The sequence below is a fragment of the Mesorhizobium sp. B4-1-4 genome (assembly GCF_006439395.2).
Taxonomy (GTDB): Bacteria; Pseudomonadota; Alphaproteobacteria; order Rhizobiales; family Rhizobiaceae; genus Mesorhizobium.
In genome coordinates, this window is sequence record NZ_CP083950.1 from 3,096,943 (window position 1) to 3,117,203 (window position 20,261).

The 20,261-nt window shown below is 62.7% G+C and carries 16 protein-coding genes; 3 read left to right on the forward strand and 13 right to left on the reverse strand.

The features are described from left to right. Positions 1-61: 61 nt before the first annotated feature. Positions 62-1,003 carry a LysR substrate-binding domain-containing protein gene (locus tag FJW03_RS14915; RefSeq protein WP_140761732.1) on the forward strand — a complete coding sequence of 314 codons (942 nt, stop codon included), beginning with the start codon at positions 62-64 and terminating at the stop codon, positions 1,001-1,003. 37 nt (positions 1,004-1,040) lie between these two features. Here FJW03_RS14915 and FJW03_RS14920 read toward each other — a convergent pair whose 3' ends face one another. Next, positions 1,041-1,517, reverse strand: coding sequence for an Lrp/AsnC family transcriptional regulator (locus tag FJW03_RS14920; protein WP_140610868.1), 477 nt, complete (start codon positions 1,515-1,517; stop codon positions 1,041-1,043). Between the two features lie 224 nt (positions 1,518-1,741). On the opposite strand from FJW03_RS14920, the gene FJW03_RS14925 reads away from it, so the two are divergent. Next, positions 1,742-3,067 (forward strand): NAD(P)/FAD-dependent oxidoreductase, encoded by a 1,326-nt coding sequence (locus tag FJW03_RS14925; RefSeq protein ID WP_140761734.1) that lies wholly within the window; start codon positions 1,742-1,744, stop codon positions 3,065-3,067. 46 nt (positions 3,068-3,113) lie between these two features. Here the strand turns inward: FJW03_RS14925 and FJW03_RS14930 are convergent, their stop codons facing one another. From FJW03_RS14930 to FJW03_RS14950, 5 genes are all read right to left on the reverse strand, one after another. Next, positions 3,114-4,481, reverse strand: coding sequence for an NAD(P)/FAD-dependent oxidoreductase (locus FJW03_RS14930; RefSeq protein WP_140761737.1), 1,368 nt, complete (start codon positions 4,479-4,481; stop codon positions 3,114-3,116). Then, complete coding sequence (locus FJW03_RS14935) at positions 4,478-4,780, reverse strand: (2Fe-2S)-binding protein (RefSeq protein ID WP_140761740.1); 303 nt, start codon at positions 4,778-4,780, stop codon at positions 4,478-4,480. Before FJW03_RS14935 ends, FJW03_RS14930 begins: the two co-directional genes overlap by 4 nt. Further along, entirely contained in the window at positions 4,777-6,762 is a 1,986-nt protein-coding gene (locus FJW03_RS14940; RefSeq protein WP_140761743.1) for a hydantoinase B/oxoprolinase family protein, read from the reverse strand. The genes FJW03_RS14935 and FJW03_RS14940 overlap by 4 nt, the downstream gene beginning before the upstream one ends. A gap of 4 nt (positions 6,763-6,766) precedes the next feature. Beyond that, complete coding sequence (locus tag FJW03_RS14945; protein WP_140761745.1) at positions 6,767-8,845, reverse strand: hydantoinase/oxoprolinase family protein; 2,079 nt, start codon at positions 8,843-8,845, stop codon at positions 6,767-6,769. An 89-nt stretch (positions 8,846-8,934) separates the two neighbouring features. Beyond that, the gene (locus tag FJW03_RS14950; RefSeq protein WP_140761748.1) at positions 8,935-9,840 is read right to left on the reverse strand and encodes a LysR family transcriptional regulator; all 906 of its coding nucleotides are present in this window, start codon (positions 9,838-9,840) and stop codon (positions 8,935-8,937) included. A 214-nt stretch (positions 9,841-10,054) separates the two neighbouring features. On the opposite strand from FJW03_RS14950, the gene FJW03_RS14955 reads away from it, so the two are divergent. Next, entirely contained in the window at positions 10,055-11,173 is a 1,119-nt protein-coding gene (locus FJW03_RS14955; RefSeq protein ID WP_140761751.1) for an NAD(P)/FAD-dependent oxidoreductase, read from the forward strand. 638 nt (positions 11,174-11,811) lie between these two features. Here the strand turns inward: FJW03_RS14955 and FJW03_RS14960 are convergent. From FJW03_RS14960 to betC, 7 genes are all read right to left on the reverse strand, one after another. Then, positions 11,812-12,567 (reverse strand): SDR family NAD(P)-dependent oxidoreductase, encoded by a 756-nt coding sequence (locus FJW03_RS14960; protein ID WP_140761754.1) that lies wholly within the window; start codon positions 12,565-12,567, stop codon positions 11,812-11,814. A gap of 28 nt (positions 12,568-12,595) precedes the next feature. Next, a complete protein-coding gene (locus FJW03_RS14965; RefSeq protein WP_140761870.1) occupies positions 12,596-13,363 on the reverse strand; it encodes an SDR family NAD(P)-dependent oxidoreductase in 768 nt (255 codons plus the stop codon). 11 nt (positions 13,364-13,374) lie between these two features. Beyond that, positions 13,375-14,427 (reverse strand): proline racemase family protein, encoded by a 1,053-nt coding sequence (locus FJW03_RS14970; RefSeq protein WP_140761757.1) that lies wholly within the window; start codon positions 14,425-14,427, stop codon positions 13,375-13,377. Between the two features lie 154 nt (positions 14,428-14,581). Then, on the reverse strand, positions 14,582-15,835 hold the full coding sequence (locus FJW03_RS14975) for an NAD(P)/FAD-dependent oxidoreductase (RefSeq protein WP_140761760.1): 1,254 nt from the start codon (positions 15,833-15,835) through the stop codon (positions 14,582-14,584). A gap of 14 nt (positions 15,836-15,849) precedes the next feature. Then, positions 15,850-17,370, reverse strand: coding sequence for an aldehyde dehydrogenase family protein (locus FJW03_RS14980; RefSeq protein WP_140761763.1), 1,521 nt, complete (start codon positions 17,368-17,370; stop codon positions 15,850-15,852). Between the two features lie 255 nt (positions 17,371-17,625). Further along, positions 17,626-18,504, reverse strand: a complete 879-nt coding sequence (gene dapA / locus FJW03_RS14985; protein ID WP_140761765.1) for a 4-hydroxy-tetrahydrodipicolinate synthase — start codon at positions 18,502-18,504, stop codon at positions 17,626-17,628. 191 nt (positions 18,505-18,695) lie between these two features. Further along, the gene (betC, locus tag FJW03_RS14990; protein WP_140761768.1) at positions 18,696-20,252 is read right to left on the reverse strand and encodes a choline-sulfatase; all 1,557 of its coding nucleotides are present in this window, start codon (positions 20,250-20,252) and stop codon (positions 18,696-18,698) included. Positions 20,253-20,261: the final 9 nt, after the last annotated feature.

The window sequence follows — 20,261 nt, forward strand, 5'->3', positions numbered from 1 at the left end:
TCCGTCATTTGTGAGGCCGGAGAAAGCTTGAAAATTGTTAGGGTGGCTATACGCTGGACGTATGGCCGGTTTCGCAAAACTCATCCCTTCCGCGCGCGGATTGCTCGTTTTCGAAGCTGCTGTCCGCTCCGGCAGTTTCACCGCCGCCGCGCGCGAATTCAATGTCACGCAACCATCGGTCAGCCGCAGCATCGCCCAGCTCGAGGCCGATTTTGGGGTCGCGCTTTTCACGCGCAGTCCAGCGGGATTGGCCCCGACCGCAGAAGGGCGTGCGCTCTATTCGGCCGTGCGGGAGGGATTTGACGGCATCGAGGAGGTGATCCGGAGAATGAAGCAGAGCGGTGCTGCAAAGCCGGTGGTCACCCTCTCTCTTTCTAGTTCTCTGGCAACATATTGGTTCCTTCCCAGGTTAGGAGCTTTCAACACGAGGTTTCCTGATGTGGACCTGAGGTTCGAACTGATCGCGGGCGTTCTGAGAGGCCCCGCCGAGAATGTCGACCTTGCCACGAGGATCCTGTCGGACGACGACACCCACTATCACCGCTGGGCGTTCTCGCCGGAAATCATTGTTCCGGTATGCAGCCCATCCTATTTGTCAGCCCACGGTCTGTTGATGCATGCCGGGACTGGGGAGGGCCATGTCCTGCTGCATCTCACGGACGCCAAGGAGCAGTGGCTGGACGCCTGGGGCAACGTGGCCAACCGCAAGACCAGAAGGGCAAAGTGGCTCGAATTCTCGGACTACGCGGTCGTGCTTCAGGCCGCGATGAATGGGGAAGGCGTGGCGCTCGGCTGGCTCAGCAACGTCTCAAGGGCGTTGCTTCAGGGAACCCTTGTCCCAGCTTCGGACCGGCAGATCAACACGGGCCGGATCCACCAGCTGATTGCACCGCGCTCACGGCCGGTACGACCGATCGTTTCTGACATCCGCGCCTGGATGATGGCCGAGATGCAAGCCGAATTAAAAGCACTGCACCCGATTTTGCGGACTGACATCTTGTAGCGAGGCGACAAATGCAGTGCGGCACGGCAGCCGCTGACTACATCGGAAACAGGCTGGGCAGCGGCATGTGCGCCTTGACGATGGGAGACTTCAGCACCACGAAGCTGAAATACTTGTCGATACCGATATCCATATCGGTCAGCCTTTCCATAATCGTCTGGTACTCGCCGATGCCGGCGGTCACGAATTTAATCAGGTAGTCGTAGCCGCCCGAGACGAGATGGCATTCGATGACCTGGTCGATCTTCTCCACCACGGCGAGAAAGCGGGCGAAGTCCACCTGGCGATGGTTCCTCAGGGTGACCTCAGTGAACACGGTCAGCATCTGGCCGAGTTTGCCGATATTGATCTGCGCGGAATAGCCTTCGATATAGCCTTCCGACTGGAGTTTCTTGACCCGCATGAGGCACGGGCTCGGCGACAGATGCACCAACTCGGCCAGCTCTACATTGGTGACGCGGCCGTTCTTCTGCAGTTCGTGCAGAATCTTGATGTCGATCCGATCCAATTTCATGGCCGTCTCCGAACAACGCAAGCCACAGCACAAAATGCTGCCGTGCCAACAACCATCGACACTACCACAGCCCGCATGCCTGTCCATCCGAACGAACACTGCTTAGAAACGCAGGGACTTCCGATTTCCACGGGCTCGTCGGAATAAAATTCTGCTTCGCCTTCAACTGCAGCAGCGGCTGCCTGCGCAACGCGATAGATTGAAACGTCAAATGAGAGAGGATCATGCGCGCGCCGCTGCAGCAAATCGAGACATCCGGCGAACTGCCGCAATCCGCGGACGCGGTGGTAATCGGCGGCGGTATCGTTGGCGTCTTTGCGGCTTACTACCTGGCGGGGCGCGGCATGAAGGTTGCGCTCATCGACAAGGGGCGCATCGGCGCCGAGCAGTCCTCCCGGAACTGGGGATGGTGCCGCCAGCAGAATCGCGACGCCCGCGAACTGCCGATGGCGACACGAAGCCTCGATCTGTGGGAGCGTTTTGCGGCGAACACCGGGGAGGACACCGGCTTTCGCCGCTGCGGCCTGCTCTACCTCAGCAATGACGAGGCGGAACTGGCCGGGTGGGCGCGCTGGCGCGACTTTGCCAGAACGGCCGGCGTCACGACGCACATGCTCGACGGCGCCGAGGCCAGCGGGCGGGGCGGCGCCACGGGCCGGACGTGGAAGGGCGGCGTCTTCTCGCCGACCGACGGCACCGCCGATCCATCGCAAGCCGCGCCCGCGGTCGCTCGTGCCATCCTGAAGCTCGCAGGCACGGTGCACCAAAATTGCGCCGCACGCGGCATCGAGACCGAGGGCGGACGCCTGAGCGCCGTGGTCACCGAAAAAGGGACGATCCGCACGAAGGTGGCGGTCCTGGCTGGCGGCGCCTGGGCCTCCTCCTTTTGCCATCAGTTCGGCTTCCGCTTCCCGCAGGCCTCGGTCCGCTCCTCCATCCTGTCCGTGTCGCCCGGGGCGGAGGGCCTTCCGGATGCGCTGCACACGGCACGGATCTCGGTTACACGTCGCGGCAACGGCGGCTATACGCTCGCCATAAGCGGTCGCGGACGCGTGGATGTCACGCCGCAGCAACTGCGCTTTTCGTCGCAGTTCGTGCCGATGTTCCTGAAGCGGTGGCGCAGCCTCGCGCCCGGCGGCCTGCAGGGTGTGCGTTCTGGGCACGAAACGCTTCAGCTTTGGCGGCTCGACCAACCGACGCCGATGGAGCGCATGCGCATTCTCGATCCGGCCCCGGACCAGGCGACCATCCGCCTGACCCATGCCCGTGCGCTTGAGTTGCTGCCGGCGCTGCGCAAGACGACGATCAGCGCGGCCTGGGCCGGCTACATCGACAGCACGCCGGACGGCGTGCCCGCCATCGGCGAGATCCCTACCCTTCCGGGTTTCTTCTTGGCTGCCGGATTTTCGGGGCACGGCTTCGGCATCGGGCCTGGCGCTGGACACCTCGTCGCCGATCTGGTGGCCGGATCGGAACCGACCGTCGATGCGACACCCTACGATCCGCGCCGCTTCGACGCTTCGGCTTGGGGCAAGGTCGCCGACTTCTGAGAGGCGATTCATGCCCGCCCCCAACGCCGTGGCTTTAGCAATCGCATCAGCTTTCCCGAAGAAAGGCGCCGATCGGCGCTGGTCGGACAGGCGCCTGCCCGCGAAACCGGCCAACGGCACCAGGCGTGCAGCCGGTCTGCGCCGCGATGAGTTCGACGGCGGCCAACTGACAATAGCGTCCCTGGCAGCGCCCCATTCCGACGCGCGACAGCGATTTCACCCTGTTGGCCTCGCCGCCGCCGGCATCCGCGCTCTCGCGCACGGCGCCCGCGCTCACATTCTCGCAACGGCAGACGATCGCGTCCTCGGGCAACGCCCGCACCATCTCGGACGGCCAGGGAAACGCGCAAGCCAGACCGCGGGCAAAACGCTCGAGCCGCGCAAGCTTGTGCAGATCGGCCTTGGCGGACGGCGCCGGACGTCCGAGATCGGCAAGGCACGCAGCCGCGGCAAGGCACCCAGCAATCTCCGCGCCGTCCGCCCCGAGGAAACGGACCCCATCGCCGGCTAGATAGACCCCATTGCAGGCCCGACCCATCCCATCGATCTTTGGCAGCCATTGCCGCCACTGTTCGTCATAGGTGAAGGCGCATCCTGCCAGGTCGGCGAGATGCGTCTCGGCCCGCAAATGCCAGCCAATGCCCACCATGTCGCATGAGGTTGCGCGCTGCCTTCCGCCAGCGTCGCGCCAGCGCACCGCCGCCACGCCCGACCCGTCGGTCTCGATCCGTTCGAGCGTCACGCCCGCATGATAACGGCCACCAAGCCGCGCTCGCATAACCAAGCCGCGCAACGCGACGACTGGCCGAGCGGCAAGCTCCCACAGCCCTCGTAGTTGCTGGCGCCAGGGAGAGGTGTCGAGCACCGCCGCAACGTCGGCGCCGGCCTTGACGAGTTGGGTGCCAACCAGGGTCAGTAAAGGCCCGGATCCCATCAGGACGATCCGTCGCCCGAGTGCCACGCCCTGTGCCTTGAGCGCGATCTGCGCCGCGCCAAGGCTGTAGACGCCGGCGCTCTGCCAGCCAGGGATCGGAGCGACACGATCGGACGCGCCGGTCGCAAGGATCAGACGGTCATAGCTGACCAGCCGCACGCCGCCCTCTCCCAGCACATGCAGCCGCCCCTCCTGAACGGCGATTACCGAGTTTCCCGCGCAGTGGGTAAGCCGCCCCTCTGCGGACAGCCGATCGAAGAGCGAATGCAGCGCGCGCGCCTTCTGCGCCTCCGACCCGTAGAGCTGCTGCGGGGGGCGGGTAAACCCGGCAGGCGGGCGACGATAGATCTGCCCGCCCGCGCGCTGCCCCTCGTCGATCACGATCGGATGGAGGCCAGCATCAACCAGCGTCGCCGCAGCCCTTATACCGGCGGGGCCTGCACCCACGATCACGATCCGCGGCGAGGCAAGATCGCTCACGGCCAGTTCTCCGGCGGCGTCGTGCGCAGCCGCATGCCCTCGGCAATCAGGGTTGTGCACGCGCGCAGACGCGGTCCCTCCTCTTGCCAAACCCAGCAGTCCTGGCAGGCGCCCATCAGGCAGAAACCGGCGCGCGGCTCCGATCCGAACTCGGAGTTCCGCAAGGCGTGTCCTGATGCCAGCATGGCGGTCAGCACGGTGTCGCCCGCGAGCGCGCCGCGCATCTCACCGGCGAGAAGGAAATGCACCTCTGCCCGGTCGCGCTCCGCCAGCCGGACGATACGGCCGGGCGAGATCATTCCGCGGCCTCTCGCACCGGGCGAGGACGCGGCAGTTCGGGGAAGCGTTCGCAGACCGCATCGAAGGCCGCCTGAACGCCCTCCGGCCCGGCGCGTCCCTTCATGCGCCGGAAGATTTCTGTCTTGGCGAAGAACCGCCAATGGATCGGCAAGGCATCCAACAGAGCGTGGAGCCGATCATAGGAGGCCGGCGTCCACTGTGCTTCGTAGCCGTCGCGCTCCGGACCGAAATGGAAATGGCCGGCAGGGGGCCCGTGCCGTGCGCGCTGCTGCGTCGTCGCCTGCTCGTCGACCTCGCCGCCGCGCAGGACGACGCCGTAATCGCGCTCGGCCGCTGCCGCCGAGACATAGCCGCGCCGCACGTCCCGCGCCACCTGCCACGGCTCGCGCTGATACGGATCGCCACGCCCACCGCCCCCAGCGGAGCGTATCTCGAGCATGTCCCCTGGCTGCAGGACCGCCGTGTCGATATTGCCCAGCCGCCGCTCGTGCTCAGTCCCGGGATTGACGATCATGTCCGACAGGCCGGCCGCCCTGCCGCCCAGTACGCCCCAGGGACGGAAAACGCTGCGGTCGCGGTTGCGTGCTGTAATCCTGGAGTCGGGGGCGAAGACGCGGAAGGCCATTTCGGTCGCCAGGCCGCCGCGCCAGTGGCCCGCACCGCCGCTGTCCCTGGCGAGCCCGTATTTCACGAATTCGACCGGGGTTTCGGTTTCGGTGATCTCGATCGGCGTGTTCTTGAGATAGGCGGCATCCGCGCCCGATCCGTTGGTCCCATCGCGATGCGGCATCGCGCCGCCGCCACCCACCACGGGGTTCACCGCCGCGATAACGGTCCGGCTGGTGCGCTCATTCGTGGTCATGACGTTGACGATGCAGTTGTTGCCGGCAGGTGCTGCGGGCAGCCGCTCTGGCACGACCTGCGAGAAAGCGCCGAAGATAACCGAGCGTAGCCGGGCGCAGGTAAGCGAGCGCATGCCGACGGCGGCGGGATGGACCGGATTGAGCACCGAACCCAGGGGCGTGATGCAAGTAAACGGCCGGGTGAGACCCGTGTTGAGCAGGATCTTCGGGTTCAGCGTGTAGAGCACATAGTAGACGCCTACCAGCAGCATGGTGTGGCGCGGGTCGCCACCCGAGGGCACGTTGAGCGAGGAGCCGAGCTGCGGATCGGAGCCGGTGAAGTCGAGCACCGCCTCGTCGCCCCTGATCGTCAGCGTCAGCTTCAGCCGGCAAGGATTGGCTTCGACCGAATCCTCGTCGGCATAGTCGGCGAACTCCCATGTGCCGTCGGGCATGGAGCGGAGCACGTCACGCGCCTGCGCCTCCGCGTGATCGAGAAGCGCGGCGACGCCTTCGACGAAGCCGGCCCTGCTGAACTTCTTCACCATCGCCTGGATCTTGCGCTCGCCGGTGTTGAGTGCGCCGACCAGCGCCTTGATGTCGCCGATGTTGAGGTCGGGCTTGCGCACATTGGTGCTCATGATGCGCAGGATGGTTTCGTCGAAGACGCCCTCCTTCACCAGCTTCATGGGCGGAAAGCGGATGCCTTCCTGGTGGATTTCGGTCAGCGCCCGGCTGAGCGAGGCCGGCACCGCCCCGCCCATGTCGGTGTTGTGGATGTGTCCGCCGGTCCAGGCGACGATCTCCCCGTCGACGAAGACCGGCTTCCACAGATGCGTATCGGGCGCATGCGTGGCGACGTGGCCGGAATAGGGATCGTTGGTGAAGGCAACATCTCCCGGCCGGTAGTCGCTGACCATCGCGATCGCGCGGTGGTACGAAAGCCCCGGATACCAGGTGGCACCGAGTTCCATCGGCACGGCGAAGGTCGCTCCCGTGGTGTCCATCAGCATCACCGTGAAGTCCTGCGTCTCCTTGACGAAGGCGGAGTGCGCGGTGCGGTGGAGCGTGTGGGCCATGTTTTCGGCCGCCGCGCGGGCATGGTTCGCCAGAACCTGCAGGTTTGTGCGGTCAAACATGGCGTCACTCCGGGAAGGTCAGCAGAAGGTTGAGATGGCGGTCGACCCGTGCCTGCGCTCCCGCGGGGATTGCAAACGTTGTATCTTCCTGAACGACCACGGCAGGCCCATGGAACGTGCTGCCAGGCACGAGGGTCTGCCGGTCGTGAAGGTCGACGGTCTCGACGCCGAGGCCCGTATAGACCGCGAGCCGTCGTGCCGGATTGGCCGGGGCGTCGACCGCATCGGTTTGCGGGAAGGAAAGTTTCGGCCCCGCGCCTATGGCGGATAGCCGGATGTTCACAAGCTCAATGTCGCCGTCCGGATCGTGAAAATCGTAGAGCTGCTGATGGGTGAGGTGAAAAGCCTGCGCGATGGCGGCCATATCGCCATCCGCCAGCCATTGCGGCGAAAGGACGACTTCGATCTCATAGCTCTGCCCGACATAGCGCATGTCGCAGAAGAGATTGAGTTCCGCGGCCGCATTATGCCCCTGCGCTGCGAGCCAATGACGGCCCTCGCCCGCAAGCGCGTCGAAGGCCTCGCGAATTGCCGGCAGCGACGCGTCCGATAACGGGCTGAAGACGGTCCGGATGAAATCTCCGCGCAGATCCGCCACCAGCCCACCCAGGGCCGACACCACGCCGGGGCGGCGCGGCGCCATGACGCGTTTCATACCAAGTTCGCGGGCAAGGAAGGCGCCGAGCATCGGGCCGCCGCCGCCGAACGGCATGAGCGTGAATTCGCGCAGGTCCACGCCGGCGCGCGAGGCGAGTTTCTCGACCTCGACGAACATTTCCGACACCGCGATGTCCAGGATCGCCTGGGCCGTCTGCTCCACCGGGCGGCCGAGCCGGGCGGCAAGGTCACCGACCGTGCGATACGCCAGCCGGGTATCGATGCGAAGCTGTCCATAGGCCATCTCGCTGTGACCGAGCCAACCGCACACCACCATGGCGTCCGTCACTGTCGCCCGCTCGCCGCCCCGGCCATAGCATGCCGGCCCAGGTGTCGATCCAGCCGATTCCGGCCCGACGCGCAGCACACCCTGGGCGTCGACACCGGCAATAGAGCCGCCGCCGATGCCGATCGAGCTCACCGACACGGAGGGGATATGGAGCGGGAATTCGCCGATCAGCTCGCCGGTGCCGAATTGCGCCTTGCCGCCGATGATGAGCGCGAAGTCGGCCGAGGTCCCGCCGATGTCCAGGGTAAGAACCTTGTCCTCGCCAGCCTGGCGCGCCAGCCACGAGGCGCCGATCACTCCTGACGCCGTCCCCGACAAGAGCATGTTCACACAGGCGCGCTTGCCTTCCGCAGCGTTCATCAGCCCGCCGTTCGACTTCGTCAGCATCGGGCGCGCCGGTACACCGCGGCTCTTCAGCCGCTCTTCCAGCGCCGTCAGATAGCCCGAGACGCGCGGATGGACATAGCCATTGAGAATGGCGGTCGAGCTGCGCTCGTATTCGCGGATGACAGGCCAGACCTCGGCGGAGGTGAAGACGAACAGGTCGGGCGCAAGGCGCGTGATCGCCGCCTTGACGGCAGCTTCCTGCGCAGCATTGCGCCAAGCATGAAGGAAGGAGATGATGATCCCTTGCGCGCCGTTCGATTTCGCTGCAGCGACCGCGCTTTCCACCGCCGCCATGTCCGGCGCTCTGGTCTCGCTCCCGTCGGCGCGCATGCGAGCTGGAATGCCGAAGACCATGTCACGCGAGATCAGCGGATCCGGCCGCGAGCAGAACAGTGAATACATGTCCGGCATGCGAAGCCGCGCCAGTTCGATGACATCCTCGAAGCCGGCATTGGTGAACAGCGCGAGCGGCGCGCCCTTGCGCTGGATGATCGTGTTGATACCGACGGTCGTGCCGTGCACGAAGCGCGTCATGCGGACTGGATCGAAGCCTTCGCGCTCGGCCAGAAGGGCAAGACCCGTCATCAGTTCGGCGCCGGGATCCTCCGGCGTCGTCAGCACCTTCAGCGAAGCGACGCGTCCGGAGTTTACTTCGAGCGCGCAGAAATCGATGAATGTTCCGCCAATATCGACGCCGACCTTCCAGTCAGCCTCTTTCAGCGCCTCATTCGCCGTGATCGTACCGTCCATGATGCGTCCCTTCCTGTCCGCCGACCAAGACTGGCACGAGCGGACGGTCAGGGTCCAAGATGGATGACGAGCAAAGATATAAGCCTTGCTTATGCTTTGGCGCGATGTTCGCCGAGGACGGCCGAACAGGCAGCACGGATTTCGTCGCGCATCATCTCGTCGGCCCGCGACAGCCCCCGTGTGCGCGAGGTGAGCAACGCGATCGGAAATTCCGGCCCTTCGACCAGCGGCCTGACGGCAAGCCCGGCAAACTGGTGCCACGGCAGCAGCGCGTCGACCAAGGCGATGCCGAGACCGGCCTGGACGAAGCCGACTGCGGAAATGGAGACGTCGATCTCGAGCGACGGCGAGAGCGTGACGCCCTGCGCGCGGCCGGCGTGGGCCAGCTCGTCAGCGGGACGGGTATTTCCGCGATAGGATATCAACTCCTCCCCGACGAGATCAGCGAGAACCAGCTCGGTTTTCCTTGCCAACGCATGTCCAGTGGGCAGCAGGCAAGCAAAGCCTACGCTCCCGATCACTTCGGCTTCGATGTCGGGAGGCAGGCGGTCGTCCATGGCCACGCCGAGGCTGGCATCGCCGGCGCGCAGCATGTCGACGATCGCGGCGATTGGCGCCATATGGGAACGCAGCAGAATATCGGGATGCTGCGCCCGGAATTTGGTAAATGCGCGCGGCAATATCGCCATCGCCGGCGGCGGCGAGGCCGCGACCCTCACCAAGCCGGTCCGGCCGAGACGCAGGTCGGTGGTCTTGCGGCGCAAACCCTCCAGTCCCGCCGACAGCCTTTCGGCATCGGCGAAGATCTCGAGCGCCTCCGGCGTCGGACGCAGCCGGCCCTTGACACGCTCGAACAGCGTGAAGCCGAGTTCGTCCTCGGTGTGGAGCAGGATTTGGCTGAGCGCAGGCTGGGAGATGTTCAGCATCCGCGCCGCGGCGGTCACAGTGCCCGCCCGCATGATTGAGATAAACACTTCGAGCTGCCGCGCCCGCATTGCCACTCCATAGGTAAAACTTATGGCTCTTGTCCAAACCCATCTTTGACGCAATGCCGCCGGGCGGACAAGATCGTCATGTTCAAGGATATCCGCTCTGGGCTAAATCAGGATGAAGTTTGGTTAAGTCGTCATCCTGATTTAGCTCTTCGTTGGAGCAGATCTTTTCCGAAAACCGGTTCCCACTTTCGGAATCATGCTCTGAGAAACGACTATGGATGTGATCGTGCTGGGCGGCGGATTGATGGGGACGGCTTCGGCCTATTTCCTTGCCAGGCGCGGCGCGCGCGTGACGTTGATCGAGCGCAATCGGATCGGCACGGGGGCAACCGTCGCTTCCTTCGGCAATATCCGGCGCACCGGGCGCCATCTGTCCCAGCTTCCGCTGGCCCACCGCTCGCTCAGTCTGTGGGGCGAGGCCGAGAAAATGCTCGGCCGCGACGTGGAATTCCGCGCCACCGGCCATGTCCGGCTGATCTTCGATGAAGGCGGTCTCGCCGACATGCGCGCCTATGCTCAAGCGGCGCGGCCCTGGGGGCTTGAACTGGAAGAACTTGGTCCGAGCGAAATTCGTGCCCGTTTTCGCGGACTCGGTCCCGACGCGATCGCGGCCTCGTTCTCGCCCCGCGACGGCAGCGGCAATCCGCGGCTGATCGCGCCGGCCTTCGCCGAAGCCGCGCGCAAGCTGGGCGCGGAAATTGTTGAGGGAGGTGAAGTCCAGACGATCAAGCATACGGATTCCGGCTTCCTTGTCGCCACTGGAAAGGGCACGTTCGCCGCCGAGTGCCTGCTCAACAGTGCCGGCGCATGGGGCGCGCGCATCGCCGCGCAGTTCGGTGAGGAGGTGCCGCTCGACGCCCGTGGCCCGCAGATGGGCGTGACCGAGCCGCTGCCGCATCGGATCTTGCCGGTGGTGGGCATCTGGACGCGCGACAAGGACCATGGCGCCTATCTGCGCCAGGTCGAGCGGGGCAACATCGTCTTCGGCGGCGCGGCCGAAAGGGTGCCGGTGGACCTCGATCCTGGCCATGCGGCCGCCGATCCGATGCGACTTCCGGTGCAGTTGCGTGCTGTCGCGCGGCTGCTGCCGGCAATCACGCGGGTTGCAGTCATCCGCACCTGGTCCGGATGCGAAGGCTATGTGCGGGACATGCTGCCGGTCATGGGACGCTCGGCAACGACGCCAGGGTTGTTTCACGCTTTCGGCTTCAGCGGACACGGCTTCCAGCTCGGCCCCGGCGTTGGTGACGCCATGGCCGAACTGATCGTGACCGACCGTTGCGAGATACCGATCGACGATTTCAGGATCAATCGCTTCAGCCGCGCAGCCTAATGAAGCGAACCGATCAGGGTTGGCCTCCCCGAAGCAATTAGCAATGGTCTTTTTTAGGAAACACCAGAGCTTACCGCAACGGGCGATATGAGGCGCGCAAAGCCGCCATTCGCTAGAAGATAAAGGCGATCGGCGAGTGGCGGACCGGCTTCTTGAATCGACTTTGGCGAGCCATTCCGTAAGCCATTGATAAATAACGATAATGGTGGGCCCGGAGGATGTCCGAATGTTATTGATTTCGTTGGCTTTTTCGTGGGCAAAAATCAGATGTCTTCCCGTATCGTTCCGTATGATCTCGCCGCTGATTAGATCGAACCTCGCAATTATGCTGATGACCTTCAGGTATAGTGCCACTGTTCGTACGCCGGCCGCGCTGTCTACCCTCTGTCTATTTCTTTTCACCTACAACCATCACTGATGGCGAAGATTGAAATAGGTGTTTTGGCCAAAAACGACACTGGCAACCCCAAGATGATCCGGCAGCAGAAGCGGACGTCGACAGCGAAATGCTCGGCGGCAACGCCACACCGCACTTTCTGCGCCAGCTGTTTAGTGCGGTGGCGGGCTCCCGAAATTCAGGTATTGTCTCCAGAACGTCAGTCGATCCCTGTTTTCGGTATTCGTGCAAATGCGTCAAATCAAGCCACAGCCTGCGCGCCAGTGATCTCGACAAGCGATCCGCACATGAACTGGGCCTCATTCGACGCGAGAAAGGCGACAAGTGCGGCGACTTCCTCAGGCTTACCAATGCGGCCGAACGGGACAAGTCTCTCGAGGTCGGCAATCGTCCTGCCGGAGCGCTTCACACCGGCCTCCAGCATGGGCGTGTGGATTTCGCCTGGGCAGACGGCGTTTACACGAATTTTGTGAGGCGCGTAGTCGCGGGCGAGGTTCTGCGTGAACGACGCAACCGCGGCCTTTGTCACATTGTAGGCGATGTGATTGGGCGCAGGATGCAACCCCCATTGCGACGCGGTGTTGACGATCGCGCCGCCGCCATTCTCGATCATATGCGGCAGCACGGCACGGCAGAGGTAGAACATCGAGTGCAGATTGACATCGAAACTGGCGTGCCAGTCACCTTCGCTAAGGTCGAGCAGGTTACCGCGCCGGTTGATGCCTGCATTGTTGGCGAGGATATCGATATGTCTGTTGACGCGCAGCACATCCGAAACCAGGTCGGCACAGGCAAGCCCATTGGATATGTCGGTGCGAACCGCACGCGCATTACCGCCGCTCGCCGAAATTTCAGCAACAACCGAACTGGCGGCGTCCAGATCCATGTCGGTGACGACGACGAAAGCGCCCTCATCAGCAAGGCGACGGGAAATAGCCGATCCGATGCCGCCAGCGCCGCCGGTCACAATGGCGACCTTCTCATCAAACCGCTTCATCTCGCATTTCCTTGGCCCTGATGACTTTTCATCTGATGTAGCTGGCGCCGTTGACGTCGAGCGTGGCTCCGCTGAGCGAGCGCTGCGAAGGGCGCAAGGCGAAGCTGACCAGTTCGGCCACTTCGGACGGCTCGGCCATCCGCCCTATCGGAATGTCGGCGACCGCAGCAGCCTCGCCAAACCGCGACACGAATTCCTCGGCCATTTCCGTTCGCACCCAGCCCGGCGCGATCGCTATCGCCACAACCCCCTCAGCGCCGAAGCTGCGGGCAATCGATTTGGTGAGATTGATCAGCGCAGCCTTCGCCGCGCCATACGGCATCGCTTCGGCGCTGTAGCCGCGCTGTCCTGCGCGGCTCGCCATATTGACAATGCGCCCACCACCATGCTCGCGAAAGTGCAGGATTGCAGCCCTGCAAAGGTCGGTAACGGCGAAGAAGTCGAGCTGAAACTCCCGGCGCCAGGCTGCCTGCCACTCATCGAGATCCGACCCGATGGAAATCTCAGTTCGTACGCCGGCATTGTTGATGATGGAATCGATACGGCCGGCAAGCCCGACGGCCTGGTTCCACAACTGTGTCGGTCCCGCGGCAGAGGCCAAATCTGCTTGGACCGTCCATCCCGCGCCGCCGATCTGCTCCAGGAGGAGGTTCGCGCTCTTGCGATCGCGGCCGTAGTGAATGATGACGCGGGCACCTTCGTTCGCGATCTGCCGGACAATCGCGCTGCCGATTGCGCCGGAGGCGCCGGTGACCAGGACGGTCTGGCCGTCCAGAGGTTTGGTGAGGGATGACATTGAACTTCCAATCAACCGAGTTCGTCGACCTGCGGTCCCCAAGTGTCGGAGAGTGCAAATCCCGAGGCGAAGGGGTCATTGTCGTCCAGTCGTAGCTGTTCCCGGCCATAGATCCACGCCTGACCGGTGATCCTGGGCAGGACCGCATCCCTGCCGCCGACCGTGGCCAGGCCGATGGCCTCGGCGAGAAACTCGCCGCCGATGATCGATCGTGATTTGCGCACATCGCCGACCTTGAGCTCGCCCCTTGCATGCAGCACCGCAAGATTGGCGGAACTGCCAGTCCCGCATGGGGAGCGGTCGACCCGGCCGGGTTTCAGCGTCGTGCAGGTGCGCACCGCGCCGTCGTCGTCGCGGCCGCGAAACATCACATAGGCAATCTCGTTAATGCCGGGCAGTTCGGGATGCTGAACCGAAATCTGATCCTTTAGCAATGCCTTCAACTCAATGCCGGCTTCAGCGAGCGCGCGAGCGTGGTGCGGTACGATTTCAAGGCCGATCTGGTCGACATCGACGATGGCGTAATAGACTCCGCCGAACGCGATGTCGGCCTTGAGGCGCCCCCAGCGCGGCATTTCGACTGTCTGGTCGAGGGCCTCCACGAAGGCCGGCACATTGTCAAGACTGACAGAAAGACAGCGACCGTTGGAGCAGCGCGCGCGTGCCACGATCAATCCGGCCGGCGTGTCGAGACGGACAATGGTTTCCGGCTCCTGCATCTGCACACGGCCGGATTCCAGCAGCGCAGTCACGACGCAGATGCAGTTGCTTCCCGACATCGGATGCGCCCTGTCGGCCTGCAGCACGATAAAGCCGGCATCGGCATCCGGTCGGCACGGCTCGACAAGCAGGTTCACCGACATGGCGACACTGGCCCTGGGCTCGAACGTCACGAAACGACGCAGGCTATCATCGACAGAGTTGATGTGATTCATCTTGTCGAGCAGCGTCGAACCGGGGATCTCTGGCGCGCCGCCGGTGATTACCTTGCCGATCTCTCCTTGGCAGTGCACCTGCAGTATTTCTATCGACCCTTGCCATTGGGGGGCTGAAAGAACGCTCATTTGAACCAACCTATTGTCACTGCCCGTTGATCGATGATCTGCTTAGTCTCAAAGTAGTGTTCCGCGCCCCACTTCCTCAGCTTGCGGCGAATGCTTCATTGCCGGCGGGCAGAAGTCCGCATCGACTGTCTGCTGACGGTTCGTTGGCCCTCCCTTAGAACCTGTCGACGCGATAGGGGCGAAGGTCGATCGGCGGTGTTTTGCCCGTGGTTAGATCGGCGATGAGGCGGGCGGTGGTTGCGGCATAGGTCAGGCCGAGATGGCCATGGCCGGTTGCGTAATAGAGGCCTCTTGTCCTCGCGGATGGGCCGATGATTGGCACGGTATCGGGCAGCGCCGGCCGATGGCCCATCCACTCGGTGGCGGCGTTTGGTTGCAGGTCCGGCAATGCTTCCGATGCGCGCTTCACCAAGACTTTGGCGCGCCTGTAGTCGGGCGGAGCGTCCAGACCCGCCATTTCGACGGTTCCGCCGACACGGATGCCGCCGGCAGTCGGCGTCACCATGAATGCGCGTGCGGGCCAGATGATGGAGTGCCGCATGGAAATTCCGGGCGCCATGATGTGTGTATGATAGCCGCGCTCTGTCTCCAGCGGAATGTGTTCGCCAAGCAGCCTGGACAGACGGCCGGTATAGGCACCGGCGCACAGCACAGCAGATGAGACCACGACGCGGCGTCCGTCCTTGAGTCGGATAGCTTCCAACGCATGGTCCGAGCGGTCGAAGCCGACGACCTCGCCGGTTTCCATCCGGCCGCCGAGACCTATAAATCGTTCCGCCAGCAACAGGACGAGATTGTAAGGATCGCGCACTGAGCGGTTTTGCGGAAAGAGCACCGCGCGACCGATCTTGGTCGTAATCGCCGGCTCAAGCTCACGGAGTTCATTGCCGCCGAGCACCTCATGTGGGAAGCCAAATCGTTCCAGGACTTCGATGTGCTCGCGGTCAGCCTTGAACTCGGTCTCGTCAGTATAAAGGCTGAGGCAGCCTTCGTCGGTTAGCATGTGGGAAAGCCCTGCCGTTTCGAGCAGCGGCAGGAGGTCGTCGTAGACGCGCTTGCAGAGCGCGGCACCGGCAGCCTCGAGTTTGCGCACACGTGACGGACGGCTCGCTTCGAGAAAACGCACGAACCAGGGCGTCAGCCTTGGCAGATACGATGGCCGTACACGCACCGGTCCCTCGGGATCGAGAAGCCATTTTGGCATCTGCGCCCATACCGAAAGTCGCGATGCCGGCATGAATTCGGTGACGGCTATGCTCGCCATATTGCCGAAAGAGGCGCCGAGACCAGGCTCGCTTCGATCAATCAGCGTCACGCTCTTGCCGCGACGCTGCAGCTCAAAGGCGACCGCAACGCCGATGATGCCGGCACCGACAACCGCAATTTGCTCTGTGTCTGAGCTGGACATCGCCGATCAGCCGATCATGAGTTCGATGGCCTTGCGGAGGCGGATTTCTCCTCACCCGTCGGCTTGAGGTACCAGCCCCACGGATCCTTGCCGCTGAAGCGGGTGACCTGCTTCGTTTCGAGATAATTGTCGAGGCCCCAACGTCCGAGTTCCCGTCCGATGCCCGACTCCTTGTAGCCGCCCCACGGCGCCTCGGTGAAAGTTGGCTGCGAGCAGTTGATCCAGACAATGCCGGCGCGGAAAGCAGCGGCGACGCGCTCAGCCCGGGCGTCGTCCTTCGACATGACAGCGGCGGCAAGCCCGAAGCGAGAATCGTTGGCAAGCTCAATCGCCTCTTCTTCGGTCTCGAAGGGGCGCACGCAGACCACCGGGCCGAAGATTTCCTCGGTCCAAGCGGCACTTTCCAAGGGAACGTCCGTGAGAATAGTCGGCTGGAGGTAGTAGCCCTTGTCGAAACCTTCCGGACGCTCACCGCCGCAGGCAACGGTGGCGCCCGCGGCTCTCGCTGCCTCGATAGCAGCAAAGACCTGTTCGTACTGACGTTTGGAAACCAGCGGCCCCAAAAGAACCCCCTGCTCCCGGCCGTCCCCAATCTTGATCTTGTTCGTTTCTTCAACCAGCCGCTTCATCAGCGGCTCGTATATCCGCTCGTGGACAAGAACCCTCGAAGTTGCCGAGCAAACCTGCCCCTGGTTCCAGAAGATGCCGAACATGATCCATTCGACGGCGTCATCAATATCTGCGTCCTCGAAGACGACGAATGGGGACTTTCCGCCGAGTTCGAGACTTATGCGCTTTATGTCCCGGGCCGCTGCGGCCATGATCTTGGAGCCTATCGGTCCAGATCCGGTGAAGGCCAGCTTGTCGACGTCCTTGTGGTCGATAATTGCCTGACCGGCGATGGTGCCCGAGCCTGTGAGGATGTTGAGCACCCCGGCCGGCAGCCCAACTTCGTGCGCAATTGCAGCCAGTTCCAGAGCCGTAAGCGAGGTCAGCTCTGCTGGTTTCAGAACAACGGTACATCCCGCAGCAAGCGCAGGCGCTACCTTCCACGCCGCCATCAACAGCGGAAAATTCCAAGGTATGATCGCACCTGCGACGCCCAGGGGTTCACGAATTGCTTTGCAGCTGAACCGCGCATCAGAGAGTTCAACCACCTCTTCCGGATTGTTATCGAGTTGCTCTGCCAACCTTGCATAAAAATCGAAGCAGCCTGCGGCGTCGGCGACATCCCAGTCGGCTTCCGGGAATGGCTTTCCATTGTCCAGTACCTCGAGACGCGCGATTTCGGTCTGGCGAGCGCGAATGCCTTCAGCGATAGACCTGAGATACTTTGCCCGTTGTGCTCCGCTCAACTTCGGCCAACCGTCCTGGTCGAATGCTCGGCGAGCCGCTTTGACGGCGATATCTACATCCTCCGCGCAGGCGCTGGCAATCGTTTGGATCACCTCCTCGGTCGCGGGATTGATCACATCCGAGCTTCCACCCTTGACCGGCTTCACCCACTGTCCATCAATATAGAGTTCGCTCGGCACCTTCGCTCCCTTTCCCTATCGCCTGCGCCCGTTCCCAAAGTGGTCGACGAAGCTTTCATGTCCAAAGACGGTGTCGCACCGTGATCGGGTCGGCCTGGACCGGTGGCCGATCTGTAGTTCAAGCCAAGGTGGCTGCGACCGGTGCCGTAGAAAGCGTTTCGCCGTTGGAGGTCCAGCACCTCCCTAGCGCGACCAAAGTCCCGCGCAGGATCGAAGTCTGCCATCATCACCGCAACGCCGGCGCCGATGCCGCCGCTACCAGTTCAGAATCGGCTCCATCGCCGCGCGGAAAGCGGTCTTTTCCTCGGCCGTCAGCTCGCCCAGCGGCGCGCGACACTTGCCGACCGGCGTGCCCTGAAGCTCGCAACCGTACTTGATCTTCTGCACGAACTTGCCGCTTTCGAGGATGTTCATGGCGCGATAAAGCACCATCATCATGTCACGCGCCTTCTCGAGATTGCCGGCGCGGAAGGTGCGGTCGAGATCGCAGCAGGCCTTGGCCATGCAATTGGCCGGGCCACAGATCCAGCTATCGGCGCCCCAGAACATAAAGTCGAGCGCGATGTCATCCGATCCTGAGACAAGGTCGATACGGCCCTTGTAACGGGCGTGAATGTCGACGGCACGCTGCAGAATGCCTGAGCTTTCCTTGATGCCAATTACCCGCGGATCGTCAGCCAGCGCATCCATCAGGTCAAATGAAATTTCGATGCCGTCCTTGGGCGGATAATTGTAGAGGATGAGGCTGACTTCCGTCGCATCGAGCACGGCACGGTAGTGCGCCAACAATTCTTCCTGGGTGGGCCGCGTGTAGAACGGCGTGGCGAGCAGAACCGTGTCGTAACCGATTTCCTTTGCGCGCGCTGTGTTCTCGATCACCTCGCGCGTGGCAGGCGCATTGGTGCCGGCAATAAGAATTTCATCGTCATTGGCGAAGCCCTTGACGAACTTCAGCACTTCGTCCCGTTCTTCATTCGACATCGAGAAATATTCGCCAGTCGATCCCATCGGCACCCAGCCGGTTACGCCTGCAGCGCGCAAGGCGGTCATGTGCTTTTCGAGAGCCTTGAAGTCGATTTTGTTGTTCTCGTCGAACGGCGTCACGAGCGCTGGCATTACACCTGAAAGTTTCATCTTTGTCTCCCTGAGCTGGGTCCGCGGCCGCCGATCGAGATGATCCTGCAGTCAAATTAGCTTCGATTTCTGCCGTCTGCGTGTCGACATGATCTTGTCGTCTCCATGTCGACAATTGTCAAGAGCGAATAGGGGTCTTGCTGGAAGGGCCATCTCGCCGCAAACTCCCTGATCGTAACTGTGCTGATGGTTTAGTAGTCACCGTATGGCAGGTACGAACGACGCTCCACCTCCGGAAATCGCTCACCGGTACGAACGAACTTAGTGTGTTCCCGAATGGCGTCGGGATAGTGCTCCCATTCCCGCAACTTGCCCTTCTGCATCGCCCGGTTCACAAATTGCCGGATGCGCTGACTTTGCATGACGTCGTCGCGTAGACGCGAAAGGTCCCATGTTTGTTGGACCCTTTCCATCAGCGCCGCGACGTTGTCCCTCCATGCAGGGTCTTCCGCCAGGTTCCGCGTCTCGCCTGCATCAAGGCCAAGGTCAAAGAATTGGGTAGGATAGGCTTCGGAGACGACGATCTTGCTTGTCCCCTGCCGAAGCATGACGCGCGGAGCCTTCGTGCCGCCGTCGATGTGCTCGGCCATCACGATACGGTCCGGCTGGTCCTTGCCTAGCAACGACAGCAGGCTATCGCCCTCGTGTTCTGTGACGATGGCATCGGTCGAACCGGTCGCGATTTCCACAAGAGTCGGCATAATGTCGATCAGCGAGACGGGTGCCGTAATCCTCGCAAGTGCCGCCGCACCCGGTTGGTAGACGATCAACGGCACGCGGATTGCCGGATCGAAGAGGTTCTTCTTGAACCAAAGCCCCCGCTCACCGATCATGTCACCGTGATCCGACGTGAAAATGATCACGGTGTCGTTGGCGATGCCAGAATCCGCCAGTGTCCGGCGCAATTCGCCGAGCTTCTGATCGACGTAGCTGATCATGCCGTAATAGCCCCGGCGCGCCCGCCGATAGATCTCATCCGTCACCTCGAACTTATCGAGGCTGTAGTGGAAGTGTAGCGACCGGCTGTGGGGATCCATGTCCTCAAGCGCGATCGTCGGCGTGCGCGGCGGGTCGATGCACTCGTCAGAATAGAGATCCCAGTATTCCCGCGTGATCACATACGGATCGTGCGGCTGGGTGAACGAGACGGTCATAAACAGCGGCCGTCCATCGCCATAGCGTCGCCAGTCGAAAATGTGCTGCGTGGCGCGCCTAGCCACCTCGTCATCGTAGTCGATCTGCTGGGAACGCGCGAGCGGGGCGGCATCGGCAATCGTCTCCACGCTCGAAACTCCGAATGGCACTTTGCTCTTGCCGGTTGCCTCCTCGTCCTGCAACTCGTCATAGATCTTCGGCGGCACCCAGCTGAAATCCGCTGGATAAATTTCCGTCGTCAAGCGGTCCTCGTAGCCGTGATGCTGATCGGGCCCAACAAAATGCATCTTGCCTGAGATGCAGGTGTAATAGCCGGCATCGCGCAAGTAATGGGCGATCGTCGGCACGGCCGCCGGAAATTCAGCAGCGTTGTCGTAAGCGCCGATCCGCGATGGCAACCGCCCGCTCATAAGCGCAAAGCGGGAAGGCGCGCAAAGCGGATAATTGCAGTAGGCATTCTCGAAGACCGATCCCTCGGCCGCCAGCCTGTCAATGTTCGGCGTCTTACAAACAGCGTTCCCGTAGACCGAAAGTGCGATCGCTGTGAGTTGATCGCACATGACGAGGAGAATGTTAGGCTGCTTGTGGCTCATGGATAGCCT

Excerpts from the sequence above, each read along its gene's own strand:
- FJW03_RS14915 (WP_140761732.1), top strand. The coding sequence starts at position 62 with ATGGCCGGTTTCGCAAAACTCATCCCTTCCGCGCGCGGATTGCTCGTT.
- FJW03_RS14950 (WP_140761748.1), bottom strand. The coding sequence starts at position 9,840 with ATGCGGGCGCGGCAGCTCGAAGTGTTTATCTCAATCATGCGGGCGGGC.
- betC (WP_140761768.1), bottom strand. The coding sequence starts at position 20,252 with ATGAGCCACAAGCAGCCTAACATTCTCCTCGTCATGTGCGATCAACTC.
- FJW03_RS14960 (WP_140761754.1), bottom strand. The coding sequence starts at position 12,567 with ATGAAGCGGTTTGATGAGAAGGTCGCCATTGTGACCGGCGGCGCTGGC.
- FJW03_RS14945 (WP_140761745.1), bottom strand. The coding sequence starts at position 8,845 with ATGGACGGTACGATCACGGCGAATGAGGCGCTGAAAGAGGCTGACTGG.
- FJW03_RS14955 (WP_140761751.1), top strand. The coding sequence starts at position 10,055 with ATGGATGTGATCGTGCTGGGCGGCGGATTGATGGGGACGGCTTCGGCC.
- FJW03_RS14935 (WP_140761740.1), bottom strand. The coding sequence starts at position 4,780 with ATGATCTCGCCCGGCCGTATCGTCCGGCTGGCGGAGCGCGACCGGGCA.
- dapA (WP_140761765.1), bottom strand. The coding sequence starts at position 18,504 with ATGAAACTTTCAGGTGTAATGCCAGCGCTCGTGACGCCGTTCGACGAG.
- FJW03_RS14925 (WP_140761734.1), top strand. The coding sequence starts at position 1,742 with ATGCGCGCGCCGCTGCAGCAAATCGAGACATCCGGCGAACTGCCGCAA.
- FJW03_RS14920 (WP_140610868.1), bottom strand. The coding sequence starts at position 1,517 with ATGAAATTGGATCGGATCGACATCAAGATTCTGCACGAACTGCAGAAG.
- FJW03_RS14940 (WP_140761743.1), bottom strand. The coding sequence starts at position 6,762 with ATGTTTGACCGCACAAACCTGCAGGTTCTGGCGAACCATGCCCGCGCG.
- FJW03_RS14965 (WP_140761870.1), bottom strand. The coding sequence starts at position 13,363 with ATGTCATCCCTCACCAAACCTCTGGACGGCCAGACCGTCCTGGTCACC.
- FJW03_RS14975 (WP_140761760.1), bottom strand. The coding sequence starts at position 15,835 with ATGTCCAGCTCAGACACAGAGCAAATTGCGGTTGTCGGTGCCGGCATC.
- FJW03_RS14970 (WP_140761757.1), bottom strand. The coding sequence starts at position 14,427 with ATGAGCGTTCTTTCAGCCCCCCAATGGCAAGGGTCGATAGAAATACTG.